The sequence below is a fragment of the Azospirillum oryzae genome, assembly GCF_008364795.1.
In the GTDB taxonomy this organism is placed as follows: Bacteria; Pseudomonadota; Alphaproteobacteria; order Azospirillales; family Azospirillaceae; genus Azospirillum; species Azospirillum oryzae.
Window position 1 is genome coordinate 13106 of sequence record NZ_VTTM01000019.1, and the last position, 13004, is coordinate 26109.

Consider the following 13004-nt stretch of genomic DNA (forward strand, 5'->3'; position numbering starts at 1 on the left):
ACCCTGATGGCCGAGTTCGACCAACCGCCGCTTTCCCATCCGGTACCGCCGGAGCCGCCGCGCGCCGGCCTCGCCCGCCAATTGTCCGGAGCCGCCGTGCTCGCCGCCCTGGCGCTCGCCTGTGCCGCTGCACCGCTGATGGCCGACGGCAGCGCGGTCCACCGGCTGGACGCCGATCCGGTCGCCGCCGCACTGCTCGACGGGCGGGGCAGCCTGTCCTTCGCGCTGCTGGCCGCGGTGCTGGGCGGGGCGCTGGGCATCGGCTGGGCGCTGCTGGCCGGTCTGCTCGGCAATCTGGTCGGCAACCGGGTGGAGCGGCGCGTCATCGGCGCCGCCCACCGCATGGCCGGCTGGCCGCTCGCCCTGCTGGTGCCGTTGGCCGGCGGGCTGATGGGCAAGGTCTGGCTGCTGGCGCTGGTCACCGCGATGACCGCCGCCCCGGCGGTCGCCGCCCTCGCCCATGCCGAGCTGTCGGCCCTGTTGCGGGCGGAGTTCCTGACCGCCGCCCGCGCCGCCGGCCTGGCGGAGGGAGAGGTGTTGCGCCGGCACCTGATCCCCAACCTGACGCGCCCGCTGCTGGCCGCCGGAACGCTGGCCCTGCCGCGCGTGCTGGCGGCGGAGAGTTTCGCCAGCCTGCTCGGCCTCGGCCTGCCGCCGGCGCTGGGCAGCTGGGGCGCCTCGGTCGGGCTGGCGGGGCGGCTGGGCGATCCGGTGGCCTTCGCCCCGCCGGCCCTGCTGCTGGCGCTCGCCCTCTGGGCCGCCTGCGCCATCGCCGACGGAATGGCGGCCGGAAATCGCACGCCATGAACCATATCTCCGCAAAGCCCGCGCCGGTGGAGACCGAGGCGCTGACCCTGATGCTGGGCGACCGCGTCCTGCTCGACCGCGCGAGCCTGCGAGTGGAGCGGGGGGAGGTGCTGGCCTTCACCGGCGGGGCCGGCAGCGGCAAGACCGCTCTGCTGGCGGCGCTCGCCGGCCAGCCTCCGGCCGGGGTCGATGTGGCCGGCGGCATCCGCGTCGACGGGCATCTGCTGATCGCCCAGGGCGGCCGGCTGGCGCCGCGCCGGCCGCTGGCCCTGCAGGTTGCGGAGGTCGTCGGCCACCATTTGGGGCTGGATCTGCGCTTGGCGTTGCGCCGGACCGCCGACGGGCTGGACCGCATGGGCGTGCCCGCCGCCGCCCGCCGCTTCGACCTGCCGCCGGAACAGCTGCCGGACTCCCTGCGCTGGGCCTGCCTGTTCGCCATGGCGGTGGCGGTGGGGCCGGCGGTGCTGCTGGCCGACGCGCCCGCCGCCGGGCTGGATCCGACGGTGCGGCTGCGGCTGCTCCACCGGCTGGCCGACTGGGCGCGGGCCGACGGGGTGGCGCTGATCCTCGCCGGACGGCCGGAGGACGGGGTGGCCGGTCCCGCCGACCATGTGCTGTCGCTCCGCCGCGGCCGTCTGCTGGCGCCCAAGCCGCCGCGCACCGCTCCGCTGACGCCGCTGGAGCCGCCGGGCGCCTCCCGCCTGCATGCCCGCAGCGTCGGCATGTCCTATCCGCTCTCCCCCGGCCCGAAGGGGGAGGCGCGGACGCTGGCAGTCCTGCATGGCATCGACCTGGATCTGCGGACGGGGGAGACGCTGGCCCTGCTGGGCGAGACCGGCAGCGCCAAGGCGACGCTCGCCCGCTCGCTGCTCTGCCTGCCGCCGCCGACGGCGGGGGCGGTGGTTTGGATGGGCCGCGACCTGATGGCCGCCTCGGCGCCGCCGGCCACGGGGGAGGACGCCGACAACAGTGGGCCCGATCACGTTGGACTGCGCCGCGCCCGCCGCGACCTGCAGCCGCTGTTCCCCGACCCGGCCGCCTCCTTCGACCCGGCCATGACCATCGGTGCCCAGTTCGACCTCGCGCTCGAGAGCCTGCGCCCCGACATCGCCGCCGACCGCCGCGACCACCGCATCGACGAGGCGCTGGAGGAAGCCGGCCTGCGTCCCGAAGCGGCGCTGCGTTGGCCCGCCGCCCTGACGGTGGCGGAGGCCGCCCATGCCGGCCTTGCCCGCGCCATCCTGCCGGAGCCGCGGGTGCTGATCGCCGACGAACCGGCAGCCAGCCTGTCGGCGGAAGAGCGCGAGACCTTCCTCGACACGCTGATGGCGGTGCGCGACCGCCGCCGCCTGTCGCTGGTGCTGGCGACCGACCGCTATGACGAGGGGCTGCGCGACGCCCATCGCGGCATCGTGATGCTGGCTGGCCGGGTGGTGGAGAGCGCCGACGCCGAGACCCTGCGCACCGCGCCCCTGCATCCCTACAGCCGCGCCATGCTGGCGGCGTCCCGTGGTGAGCGCCCGGCGCTGGAGGGCGATGCGCCGTCCGCCTTCGGCCAGCCGACGGGCTGCCCACTGCGCCGCCGCTGCCCCCTGGCGCGGGAGTTCTGCGCCCAGGCGGTTCCGGCGCTGGAGGAGGTGGCGCCCGGCCATCACGTCGCCTGCCATTACTGGGACACGCCGGCGGAGGGGTGAGCGGCCACGCCTCAACGGCTGGCTGTTTTCATGCCATCGTGCTATCTTTCCACGACGCGACAGAGCCCTTTCCAGAACGCCCGCCGCCGGGGAGCCTATGCCGTCCCTGTCCGCCACGAAGCCCGCCTTGCCGGACCTGACTCTGCTGACCGGCCTTGCCACGCCGCTGTGGCTGGTGCGGGCGGAGGATGGCGGCGTGGTCTGGCTGAACCGGGCGGCCCGCAAGCTGCTCGCCCCCGACGCGGCGGGCGGCACACTGCGCATGACCCCCGCGGGACCGGCGCCGACGGCGGCCACCGAGCGCTCCGTGACCGTCCGCGGCGCCGGTGGTGAAGCGCTGGCGCTGACCGTCCGCATCGGCCCTGTTCCGGGGTGCGATCTCGTGCTGGTGGAGGCGCCGGGCGATCATGCCGCCCGACAGGAGGTGGCGCGGCTGAACGAACAGCTTGTCGCCCTGTCCTACGCCTATCCCGATCTGCGGTTCGAACTGCGGCGCGACGGCCGCATCCTGGACTTCGCCGCCGGCAGTCCCGCCGACCTCGGCATCCCGGCCCAGCGCTTCCTGAACGGCCACATCCAGGAGGTGCTGCCCGAAGCCGCCGCACCGCTGGTGGAGGCGCTGGAACGGGTGGCGGCCGGCGCCCTGACCGCCAACCCGACCGTCAAAGTCGACATCCGCCTGCCCGTCAATGGGGCAACTGGCGGGGAATCCGGCGCGGAAGGCGACGCGGTGTTCGAAGCCCGGCTGGTCGCCCTCTCCGACGATGGCGACCGCATCCTCTGCATCCTGCGCAACATCACCGGCCGGGCACGGGCAGAGCAGCGGGCGGAGCGGGCTCATCGGCTGCTGCTGGACGCGATCGACAGCATCGGCGAGGGATTCGTCCTGTATGACGCCGACGACCGGCTGGTGCTGTTCAACCGGCGCTATCGCGACCTGAAGATCTCCAACCCCGATCTGGCGCAGCCCGGCACGCCGTTCGAGAGTCTGCTGCGCGACGGGATGCGGCGCGGCCTCTACCGGATCCCGCCGGAGCGGGCGGAGGAGTGGATGGCACGGCGGCTGGCCCTGCACCGCCATGGCGGCCCACCGATGGAGGTGCAGCTGGCCGATGGTCGATGGCTGCGGATCGAGGAGCGGCGGACCTGCGACGGCGGGACGGTCGGCCTGCGCACCGACATCACCGACCTGAAGGCCCACGCGCTGGAGTTGGCCGCCGCCAACCGCCGCAAGTCCGACTATGTCAATCACCTGAGCCATGAGTTGCGCACGCCGCTGACCGCGGTGATGGGCTTTGCCGAAATCCTGCGCGACCAGCTGCTGGGACCGCCGGGCAGCCCGCGCTATGGCGAGGCGGCGGCGCAGATCGTGGCGGCCGGCGACTATATGCTGGAGCTGATCAACAACCTGCTCGACCTCGCCCGCATCGAGGCCGGGCGTCTGGAACTGCATGAGGAGGAATGCCCGCCCGCCCTGATCGTCGACGCCACCCTGGCGATGATGGCGGCGCGGGCGGAGCGGTGCGGCGTGGCGCTGTCGGCCCGGCTGCCGGCCGACCTGCCGGTGCTGTGGGGCGATCCGTCGCTGGTCCGGCAGATGCTGACCAACCTCGTCGGCAATGCCCTGAAATTCACCGACCCCGGCGGCCATGTGACGGTGTCGGCGGAGCGCGACGCGGCCGGCGGCCTGATCCTAGCGGTCTCCGACGACGGCCGCGGCATGCCGCCGGAGCGCATCCCGCAGGCGCTGACCGCCTTCGCCCAGATTCATGATCCGACGCGCGACCCGATGACGGCGGCGGAGCACGGCTCCGGCCTCGGCCTGCCGCTGACCGCCGCGCTGGTGGAACTGCATGGCGGCGGCATCGCCGTCGACAGCGCGCCGGGACGCGGCACCACGGTGCGGCTGTGCTTCCCGCCGGAGCGGGTGATGCGGTAGGCGCGCCGGCGCCCATTGCCCGCGCACCAAAAATGCCCAAGAAAAAACCCCCGCTCCGGTTGGAGCGGGGGCTTTTTCACATCACAACGACCGATGAGAGATCAGGCCATCTCGATGCGCTGAGCCTCGGGACCCTTGGCGCCCTGGCGGATGGTGACGCGGACCTGCGCACCGTCGTCCAGACCGCTGATGCCCGACCGCTCCAGCGCACGGATGTGCACGAAGATGTCCTTGCCGCCGGTGGACGGGGCGATGAAGCCGAAGCCCTTCGACACGTTGAACCACTTCACCGTGCCGTCGACGGTCTCGCCGCCTTCCGAATCGCCGTAGCTGTCGGCGCCGTAACCGCCGCGGCTGCCGCCGTAGCTGTTGCCGCCGCCGTAGCCGCCGTCGTTGCCCCAGCTGTCACGCTCGCGCGGGGCGCGCGACGGACGGCTCGGAGCGGCGGTCGAGGTATCGACCGCGTGGATGGTGGCGACCTGCGGGCCCTTCGGGCCGCGCGACAGGTCGCAGGTGATGGTGGCGCCTTCGGGCAGGCTGTCGTGTCCGCAGAACTGCAGAACCGTGGAGTGCAGGAAAGCGTCGGGCGACCCATCGTCGGGGGTGACGAAGCCGAAGCCCTTGGTGGCGTTGAACCACTTGACGGTGGCGCGGATGTCGCGCTGGGTGATCTCAGGAGCGCGGAAGGAAGAGCGCTGCGGACGGTCGAACATTAGTATCGTCTCATCTGTCGTGTTAAACCCCATCCCGGCAAGAACCAAAGAAGGGAGACCCGGAACAGGGCCAGCGAAGGATGATCGGTTCCGACCCATAATTCAATCGTGATTGCGCACTTTCACGATTCTCGCACAACAAAAGCACCGCCGCCGCCTGTCGGTCAGGCGGGGCGGGTGCGATTTCGCCATAATTGTGCAGGTGCAGCGTGACGATTCAGCCGCGACTCAGGGCCGACCGTCAGGCGTGCAGGCTCACGCGCCGTGGCACTTCTTGTACTTCTTGCCGCTGCCGCAGGGGCAGGGGTCGTTGCGGCCGACCTTGGGGCCGCTGCGCGGACGGGCGCCCAGCTGGCCGTCCACATAGTACCACCGGCCGTCCTGATGGGTGAAACGGCTGGTCTCGTGGTGGGTCATCGGCTTGCCGTTCATGCTGAAACGGGCGACGAACTCCACGATCCCGTCGCTGTCGCCGGGCTGGCCGGCCTCGGTCGAGCGGATCTCCACGCCGGTCCACACGCTGTTCTTGGCCCAGGTCTCGATCTCTTCACGGTTGAAGTCGTCGCGGGTGCTGGGCAGCAGCGTGTCGTGCAGGTAGTCGATGTTGCCGGTGGCGAAGGCCGAATAGCGCGAGCGCATCAGCGCCTCGGCCGTCGGGGCGGGCATGCCGGCCAGATAGGGACCGCAGCAGGCGTCCAGCGGCTTGCCGGAACGGCAGGGGCATTCGGCGGCGGTCTGGGTGGTTTCGGTCATGGCCTGCTTCTCGGGTGATGGCGTGGCGGGTGATGGCGTGGCGGGTGATGGCGTGGCCCGGCTTTCGCTGGTCCGGCTTTACCGGGGCGCATCCATAGCGCAGCCGCGCTTCGCTTCTCAAGAGCTTGCTTGAGGCAAATGGGCGCGGCCTTGCGCCCGGACTCCGCGGCCGCTATCAAGCGGCCCCATCCCGTCCCTATCCGGAAGGCCGCCCGCCGATGCCTGCCAAAGCGCCCCGCAAAGCAGCCGTTCCCCGGCAGCGGCCCGACCTGTCGCTGGAGGCCGGCTTCGGCCCCGGCCGCCGCGTCTGCGGCATCGACGAGGTCGGGCGCGGCCCGCTCTGCGGCCCGGTGGTGGCCGCCGCCGTAGTCTTGGCCCCCGAAGGTCTGCCGCCGGAGATCGCCGCCCAAATCGACGACAGCAAGGCGGTCACCCGCCGCCTGCGCGAGGAGATCGAGCCGGCGATCCGGGCCCACGCGCTAGCCTTCGCCATCGCCGAGGCGTCGGCCGCCGAGATCGACGAGCTGAACATCCACAAGGCGACGCTGCTGGCGATGAAACGGGCCTATCTGGCGCTGCCCGGCGCTCCGCCCGACGCGGCGCTGGTGGACGGCAAATTCACCCCCGATATCGCGTGCGAGAGGGTGGCGGTCGTCAAGGGGGACAGCCGCAGCCAGTCCATCGCCGCTGCCTCTATTCTCGCCAAAGTGGCGCGCGACAGCGAGATGTTGCGGTTGTCGGTGCTGTATCCACACTATGGATGGGACCGAAACGCCGGCTATCCGACGCCAGAGCATCTGGACGCGCTGACCCGCCATGGTGTCACGCCGCATCACCGAGTCAGTTTTGCACCAGTGAAACGGCAAAAGGCACTAAGCGGCTGACCCGCCGTCACTTGGCAAAGAAAGCTGTTGACGGCGACTCGGCCGCGACTCATTGTCCGGCCGAGTCCCAGTTCTTTGCCGGTCGTAAAATGCTCCCTGAAAACCGTATCCTGGTCGGCGATTGCATCGCTCTCATGAACGATCTGCCGCCCGCTTCGGTCGATCTCGTCTTCGCCGATCCGCCTTACAACTTGCAGTTGGGCGGCGAATTGCTGCGGCCGAACCACACCCGCGTCGCCGGGGTGGATGACGAATGGGACAAGTTCGACGATTTCGAAGCCTATGACCGCTTCACCCAGGACTGGATGACGGCCGCCCGCCGCATCCTGAAGCCGGAAGGCTCGCTGTGGGTGATCGGCAGCTATCACAACATCTTCCGCGTCGGCGCCACGCTGCAGAATCTGGGCTTCTGGATTCTGAACGACATCGTCTGGCGCAAGACCAACCCGATGCCGAACTTCCGCGGCACCCGCTTCGCCAACGCTCACGAGACGATGATCTGGGCGGCCCGCGACAAGGACGCGCGCTATCGCTTCAATTACGAGGCGATGAAGAACCTCAACGAGGATCTTCAGATGCGCAGCGACTGGCTGCTGCCGATCTGCAGCGGCGGCGAACGCCTGCGCGACGAGGAGGGCAAGAAGACCCACCCGACGCAGAAGCCGGAATCGCTGCTGTACCGGGTGATCCTGTCCTCCTCCCGTCCCGGCGACGTGGTTCTCGACCCCTTCTTCGGCACCGGCACCACCGGCGCGGTCGCCAAGCGGCTCGGCCGCAAATGGATCGGGCTGGAGCGCGACGACACCTATGTCAAGGCGGCGCAGGCCCGCATCGACGCGGTGGAGGAAGCGCCGGAGGCTGCCATCCTCGACACGCCGCCCAAGCGCAGCGCGCCGCGCATCCCCTTCGGCTGGGTGGTGGAGCGCGGGCTGCTGCGCCCGGGCTCCACCCTGTTCGACCAGCGCCGCCGCGTCGCCGCCCGTGTGCGCGCCGACGGCACGCTGATCGGTTCCGGCCCGCGCGGCGACCATCGCGGCTCGATCCATCAGGTCGGCGCGGCGATGGCCGGGCTGCCGGCCTGCAACGGCTGGACCTTCTGGCATTATGAAGAGGGCGAGGACCTGCGCCCGATCGACGTGCTGCGCGAGCGCATCCGCTCGGAGATGCACTGAGTCCGCCCCTGACCTGTCCGTCCGGCATAGGGGTTGGCGGGGACGGCGGCTTGGCAGCGGTGGCGCCGCCGTGTTAGGGCTGTCGCCCATGAACAAGCTCTTCGCCACCGTCACCGCCCCGGTGCCGCGTTCGGCCCCGGCGGCGCTGTCCACCCGTTGTTTCGTCCGCGATCTGGTAATGGACGCACTGATCGGCGTCTATGCCCATGAACGGCTGAAGCCCCAGCGCATCCGCCTGAACCTCGACCTCGACGTGATCGCCCCCGGCGTCACCGGCGAGGACATGGCGACAATCGTCAAGGGCGTGGTCACCCAGGGCCATGTCACGCTGGTGGAGACGCTGGCCGAACGCATCGCCGAGCGCTGCCTCGCCGACGCGCGGGTGACGATGGCCAAGGTGCGGGTGGAGAAGCTGGACGTCTTCCCCGACGCCGCCAGCGTCGGCGTGGAGATCGAGCGCGCCCGCGCCTGACCGTTTTCCCATCGCAAAAGAGGAAGCCGCTCCCCGTGTCCTTGCTCGCCGTCCTCACCGCCGAACAGACCGCCGCCCGTCTTCCTTTCCCCGCCTTGTGCGACGCGGTGGCCGCCGCCGCCCGCGACTATACCGCCGGCCGCATCACCAGCCCGGAGCGGCAGGTCCTGCCGCTGCCCGACGGCGGCGTGCTGCTGTCGATGCCGGCGACATCGGCGGACATCGCCATCCACAAGCTGGTAAACGTCAATCCCGGCAATGGCGCCAGGGGATTGCCGACGATCCATGGCGTGGTCAGCGCCTTCGACGCACTGACCGGCGCTCCCCAACTGATCCTCGATGGTCCCACCGTCACCGCGCGCCGCACCGCCGCCGTGTCGATGCTGGCGATCCGGACGCTGGCCCCGTCGCCGCGCCATGTCGCGCTGCTCGGCGCCGGCACCCAGTCGGCCGGCCATGTGGCGGCGCTGGCATCGCTCTATCCCGGTATCCGCATCGACATCCACAGCCGCAGCCTGGAGACGGCCGCCGCCTTCTGCGCCAGGCAGAACGGGCAGGGGGTGGAGTTGCGGCCGATGAGCGGCCCGGTCGATCCGGCGGCCGAAGTGGTGATCGCGCTGACCACCAGCCTGTCCCCCATCTATGACGAGACGCCCCGGCCGGACCGTCTGCTGGTCGGCGTCGGCGCCTTCAAGCCGGACATGGTGGAGTTCGGCCCAACCGCCGTCCATGGCAGCGAGCTGTTCGTCGACGATCCCGCCGGCGCCCGCCACGAGGCAGGCGACTTCATCCAAGCCGGGGTCGAGTGGGGCAGCGTCAAGTCGCTGGTCGACGCGCTGGACGGCCGCGCCACGCCGGGCCGCCCGCGCCTGTTCAAGAGCGTCGGCTGCGCCGCGTGGGATTTGGCGGCGGCGCGCTGTGCGCTGGGGCAGGGCACTTAACGGCCCCGCCGCTCACCGACGCAGCGGCACCGCCCGCTTGACCAGCCGGCGGTCCATGTCGGCACTCGCCACCGTCGGCTCGCCCAGGCTGCGCATGACGAAGGCGAAGGTATCCATCACCCGGTCCAGCACGATCTCGTTGTCGTCCGGGCGGCGGCTGACCGACACCACGGCATAGCCGGCGGCGCGGGCCACCGCCGGTTCGCCGCGCAGGCCGCGCACGCCCCAGCCGGCCAGCGCATCCTTGCAGCGGAACAGTTCAGCGGCGAATCCGCCGGCCGACTGGGTGCGGCCGACCACATAGGCGGCGGAGACCGCCAGCGGCGCCAGCAGCCCGTCCCAGTCCAGGCAGTCCTCCCGACCGACCCACACGCCGCCGACCGAGCAGGCGGCGGCGCCGATCGCCTCGCCCAGCCCGGCGCGGAAGGCGCGCAGCGACTCAACCGCTTCGGCCGCCGGCATCGGTTCCACCCGGCGCCCCTCCGGCATCAGCATCAGCCGGCCCACCCATTCCGACGAGGGCGGCAGCTGTTCGGTCAGGCGCGCGAGCAGCGCCTCGCGGGCGGCGGCGAAGGGGACGACCTCGGACATCGGGGCCTGCGGCAATGGTGGGGTGGGGAGGCGAGAAGAAGCCTGAGAAGCCCCGAACTGTCAAGAGCAAGCCTGTGTGGCGGCAACCCACGGCTGCGATCCGTATGCATTGTCACAGGCCAGGGGCGCGAAACAGGGCCCGTCGGGAAAAAATGCGAAGCTTTGCGTTTTTCCGCTTGCCAGGATTCGTCATCGGCCATATAAGGCGGGCCTCCGTTCCCGGTTAGCTCAGTTGGTAGAGCAGCGGACTGTTAATCCGCTTGTCGCTGGTTCGAGTCCAGCACCGGGAGCCATCGCGCGGGTGTAGCTCAGTTGGTTAGAGCGCCGGCCTGTCACGCCGGAGGCCGCGGGTTCAAGTCCCGTCACTCGCGCCATTTTTTCCTATATCTCCCCTATTCGATGTAGCGGATGATGGCGACTGCCCCACCGGGCGGCTTCGCGCTATCATGCGTTCTTCGCCGCGTCCACGATGCGGCCGATGGCGCCGGTTCCCTGTTGTACGGAGTCCGCGCGCCGAACGGCCGCGCGCATCTCGGACCGCGAATTGCCGGGGAGGAACCGCTCATGCGTTTGTCTGACAAGGTCGCCGTCGTCACCGGCGGGGGATCGGGCTTCGGCGAGGGGATCGCCCGCCGCTTCGCCGCCGAAGGAGCCCGCGTCATCGTCGCCGATCTGGACGAGGCCGCCGCCGGCCGCGTCGCCGACAGTCTGGGAGAGACGGCGCTCGCCGTCCGCGCCGACGTCGCGGTGGGGGAGGATTACGAGGCCATCGTCTCGGCGGCTCTCGGCGAGTTCGGCCGGCTCGACATCCTGGTCAACAATGCCGGCTACACCCACCGCTACGGCTCGATGCTGGACGTGGACGAGGCCACCTTCGACCGCATCTATGCCGTCAACGTGAAGTCGATCTATCACAGCGCCATCCACGCCGTGCCGGTGTTCCGCGCCCAAGGCGGCGGCATGATCCTGAACATCGCCTCGACCGCCGGGCTGCGCCCCCGGCCGAACCTGACCTGGTACAACGGCTCCAAGGGCGCGGTCATCACCCTGACCAAGTCGATGGCGGCGGAGTTGGCACCCGACAATGTCCGCGTCTGCGCCATCGCCCCCGTGGCCGGTGAGACCGGCATGCTCCACCGCTTCATGGGCCAGGACACGCCGGAACGCCGCGAGCAGTTCCGCAGCAGCATCCCGCTGGGGCGTCTGTCGACGCCGGGCGACATCGCCAACGCCGCGCTCTATCTGTGCTCCGACGAGGGGAATTTCCTGACCGGCGTGTGCCTGGAGGTGGATGGCGGGCGGTGTATCTAAGCGCTCCTTGAGGAGGTTAGATCCCACCTAACCTCCCCCGCTGGGCGGGGGAGGGACTGCCGCCACTTCTTCGGACAAGCACTTGTCTCCTCCCCCGCCCAGCGGGGGAGGATTAAGGTGGGGGCAAGTGGCTCCGTCAGCCTGCACTTCTGCCACCACCTCTTCCTCACCCACCACCTCCTCCTCCCGCTTCTCGTCCGGCAGCACGGCGTCCAGCAGGCGGGCGATGTCGTCGGTGGGCCGCAGGGCGCCATAGCCCGGCGCGTTGTAGTCCCAGTCATATTCGGCGAAGCCGCGGAACCCGGCGATGACCGGGTCGCTCGCCCAGGCCTTGCGCAGGGCCTGACGGCGCAGCTCCGCCGGCACGTCGGGGCGGAGAAAGCCGGTGTAGTCGCTGCCGGAATCCAGACTGTCCAGCGAGGGCAGCTTCGGCGCCTCTTCCTCGACGACCTCGGCCTCGGCCGTTTCCGCCGGCAGCAGGGCGGGCGCCTCCGGCTCTGCCGGTTCGCCAACAGGCTGCTCCGTCCGCGCCTCGCGCTTCAGCCGCGACCAGCGGCCGAGGAAGCCGGTCTCCTCCTCCATCCGCTCAGTCATGCTGCGGACCCCCGGTGCGGCGGCGGAGCGCCAGGGCTTCCGGGTCGGCGCGGTCGCGCTTGCGCTTGTGGAAGGGGCGCTCGACATAATGGCGGGCGACGAAGCCGTCCATCCACAGCACCAGCGGGATCGGCAGCGGCAGCGCCTCGATCACGTCGTCGCCGGCTTCGGCGTGGGTGTCGATCTCGCCGGGGTCGGCGCTGACGGCCAGCAGCCGGATCCCCGGCGCCGGGCCGCCCGGACGCAGGATGACATAGGCGCTGGGACTGCCGCCGTCGAGGTTATGCTTGTAGTTCTCCGCCTCGGTCGGAAACAGGGCGATCTCGGCGGTGCCGGCGTAATGGCGCGTCCAGTCCGGCCCTTCGGCCAGCACGCTCCAGTCGGGCAGGGTGGGGTCGGCCGGGACCAGCATCACCGGCTGCCAGCGCGCCTCGATCCAGGGATTGTCGACGCGCCGCCGCTCCACCACCACGCCGACACTGCGCCGCTCGGCGCGGTCGGGTGGCGAAGCCGGAGCTGTGGAGGCTGCGGTGGGGGAAGGCGGGAACTCGCTGGGCATTGTCAGTGTTCCTGATGGGCTGGGAGCGGACGGCCGACGCCGGACTCCGTCCCCGGTACAACGCGCCAATGGCCGATTGGTGCCGCCGCACGCCGTGCTCCGACGGAATCCCCCGACGGTCGCCCAAAGGAAGGATGCGCCATGCGCAAGATCGCCGCCGCCCTGCTGCTGTCGGGACTCTTGTCCGGCCTGCCGCTGCTGGGTGCCGCCGCGCAGCAGGCTGATCAGCAGCAGAACCAGCAGCCCGGATCCGGCCAGGCGGGAGCGGCGCCGGTCGAGTCCGGATCGAAGGAATCCACAGGTGATGCGCTCGCCCGCGACGGCAAGGTGCAGGAGAGTCAGGATCCGCATCCCACGGCGCAGGGCACCAAATCGCCCAACCCCACCAGCTCCGCCGCGACCGGTAGCCAGGAACTGCAGCAGGCGCTCGCCGACGTGCGCCGGGCGCCGCCGGACCTGAACGGCAACCCGGTGCCGCGCCCGAATCAATGGGCGAGCGAGCCCGATCAGCAGAACGAGCCGACGCGGTCGCAGAACCCCTCCGACCTGACCAGCCAGGAGGTGAAATAAACGG

The 13004-nt window shown here is 70.9% G+C and carries 14 protein-coding genes and 2 tRNA genes; 11 read left to right on the forward strand and 5 right to left on the reverse strand.

The window, feature by feature from the left end:
• Positions 1-6 precede the first annotated feature (6 nt).
• From FZ938_RS29380 to FZ938_RS29390, 3 genes are all read left to right on the forward strand, one after another.
• Positions 7-807, forward strand: a complete 801-nt coding sequence (locus FZ938_RS29380; RefSeq protein WP_149201716.1) for an ABC transporter permease subunit — start codon at positions 7-9, stop codon at positions 805-807.
• Positions 804-2501 carry an ABC transporter ATP-binding protein gene (locus FZ938_RS29385; protein WP_149201717.1) on the forward strand — a complete coding sequence of 566 codons (1698 nt, stop codon included), beginning with the start codon at positions 804-806 and terminating at the stop codon, positions 2499-2501. The genes FZ938_RS29380 and FZ938_RS29385 overlap by 4 nt, the downstream gene beginning before the upstream one ends.
• A 97-nt stretch (positions 2502-2598) precedes the next feature.
• Complete coding sequence (locus tag FZ938_RS29390; RefSeq protein WP_149201718.1) at positions 2599-4440, forward strand: PAS domain-containing sensor histidine kinase; 1842 nt, start codon at positions 2599-2601, stop codon at positions 4438-4440.
• A 101-nt stretch (positions 4441-4541) separates the two neighbouring features.
• Here the strand turns inward: FZ938_RS29390 and FZ938_RS31445 are convergent, their stop codons facing one another.
• Both FZ938_RS31445 and FZ938_RS29400 read right to left on the reverse strand, forming a co-directional pair.
• On the reverse strand, positions 4542-5153 hold the full coding sequence (locus tag FZ938_RS31445; protein WP_109153943.1) for a cold-shock protein: 612 nt from the start codon (positions 5151-5153) through the stop codon (positions 4542-4544).
• Positions 5154-5408: 255 nt separating this feature from the next.
• A complete protein-coding gene (locus tag FZ938_RS29400; protein ID WP_109153942.1) occupies positions 5409-5906 on the reverse strand; it encodes a YchJ family protein in 498 nt (165 codons plus the stop codon).
• 218 nt (positions 5907-6124) lie between these two features.
• Here FZ938_RS29400 and FZ938_RS29405 point away from each other — a divergent pair, with 218 nt between their 5' ends.
• The 4 genes from FZ938_RS29405 to lhpI all read left to right on the forward strand — a co-directional run bounded on the left by FZ938_RS29405 (position 6125) and on the right by lhpI (position 9375).
• Positions 6125-6790 (forward strand): ribonuclease HII, encoded by a 666-nt coding sequence (locus FZ938_RS29405; protein ID WP_149201719.1) that lies wholly within the window; start codon positions 6125-6127, stop codon positions 6788-6790.
• An 89-nt stretch (positions 6791-6879) separates the two neighbouring features.
• Positions 6880-7962, forward strand: coding sequence for a site-specific DNA-methyltransferase (locus FZ938_RS29410; protein WP_149201720.1), 1083 nt, complete (start codon positions 6880-6882; stop codon positions 7960-7962).
• A gap of 88 nt (positions 7963-8050) precedes the next feature.
• Positions 8051-8434 carry a dihydroneopterin aldolase gene (locus tag FZ938_RS29415; protein ID WP_109153939.1) on the forward strand — a complete coding sequence of 128 codons (384 nt, stop codon included), beginning with the start codon at positions 8051-8053 and terminating at the stop codon, positions 8432-8434.
• Positions 8435-8469: 35 nt separating this feature from the next.
• Positions 8470-9375: a bifunctional Delta(1)-pyrroline-2-carboxylate/Delta(1)-piperideine-2-carboxylate reductase gene (lhpI, locus tag FZ938_RS29420; RefSeq protein ID WP_149201721.1), complete on the forward strand. Its 906-nt coding sequence runs from the start codon at positions 8470-8472 to the stop codon at positions 9373-9375.
• A 12-nt stretch (positions 9376-9387) separates the two neighbouring features.
• Here lhpI and FZ938_RS29425 read toward each other — a convergent pair whose 3' ends face one another.
• Positions 9388-9966, reverse strand: coding sequence for a hypothetical protein (locus tag FZ938_RS29425; RefSeq protein WP_246457307.1), 579 nt, complete (start codon positions 9964-9966; stop codon positions 9388-9390).
• 217 nt (positions 9967-10183) lie between these two features.
• On the opposite strand from FZ938_RS29425, the gene FZ938_RS29430 reads away from it, so the two are divergent.
• The 3 genes from FZ938_RS29430 to FZ938_RS29440 all read left to right on the forward strand — a co-directional run bounded on the left by FZ938_RS29430 (position 10184) and on the right by FZ938_RS29440 (position 11277).
• Positions 10184-10259: transfer RNA gene (locus FZ938_RS29430), tRNA-Asn, on the forward strand.
• Positions 10260-10263: 4 nt separating this feature from the next.
• Positions 10264-10340 (forward strand) — tRNA-Asp (locus tag FZ938_RS29435).
• Between the two features lie 190 nt (positions 10341-10530).
• Positions 10531-11277 (forward strand): glucose 1-dehydrogenase, encoded by a 747-nt coding sequence (locus tag FZ938_RS29440; RefSeq protein WP_149201722.1) that lies wholly within the window; start codon positions 10531-10533, stop codon positions 11275-11277.
• Positions 11278-11304: 27 nt separating this feature from the next.
• On the opposite strand, the gene FZ938_RS29445 is transcribed toward FZ938_RS29440, so the two are convergent.
• Both FZ938_RS29445 and FZ938_RS29450 read right to left on the reverse strand, forming a co-directional pair.
• Positions 11305-11871: a DUF3306 domain-containing protein gene (locus tag FZ938_RS29445; protein ID WP_149201723.1), complete on the reverse strand. Its 567-nt coding sequence runs from the start codon at positions 11869-11871 to the stop codon at positions 11305-11307.
• Positions 11864-12430 carry a DUF3305 domain-containing protein gene (locus tag FZ938_RS29450; protein WP_149201724.1) on the reverse strand — a complete coding sequence of 189 codons (567 nt, stop codon included), beginning with the start codon at positions 12428-12430 and terminating at the stop codon, positions 11864-11866. The genes FZ938_RS29445 and FZ938_RS29450 overlap by 8 nt, the downstream gene beginning before the upstream one ends.
• Positions 12431-12571: 141 nt before the next feature.
• Between FZ938_RS29450 and FZ938_RS29455 the strand changes: the two genes are divergently transcribed.
• Positions 12572-13000: a hypothetical protein gene (locus tag FZ938_RS29455; protein ID WP_149201725.1), complete on the forward strand. Its 429-nt coding sequence runs from the start codon at positions 12572-12574 to the stop codon at positions 12998-13000.
• Positions 13001-13004: the final 4 nt, after the last annotated feature.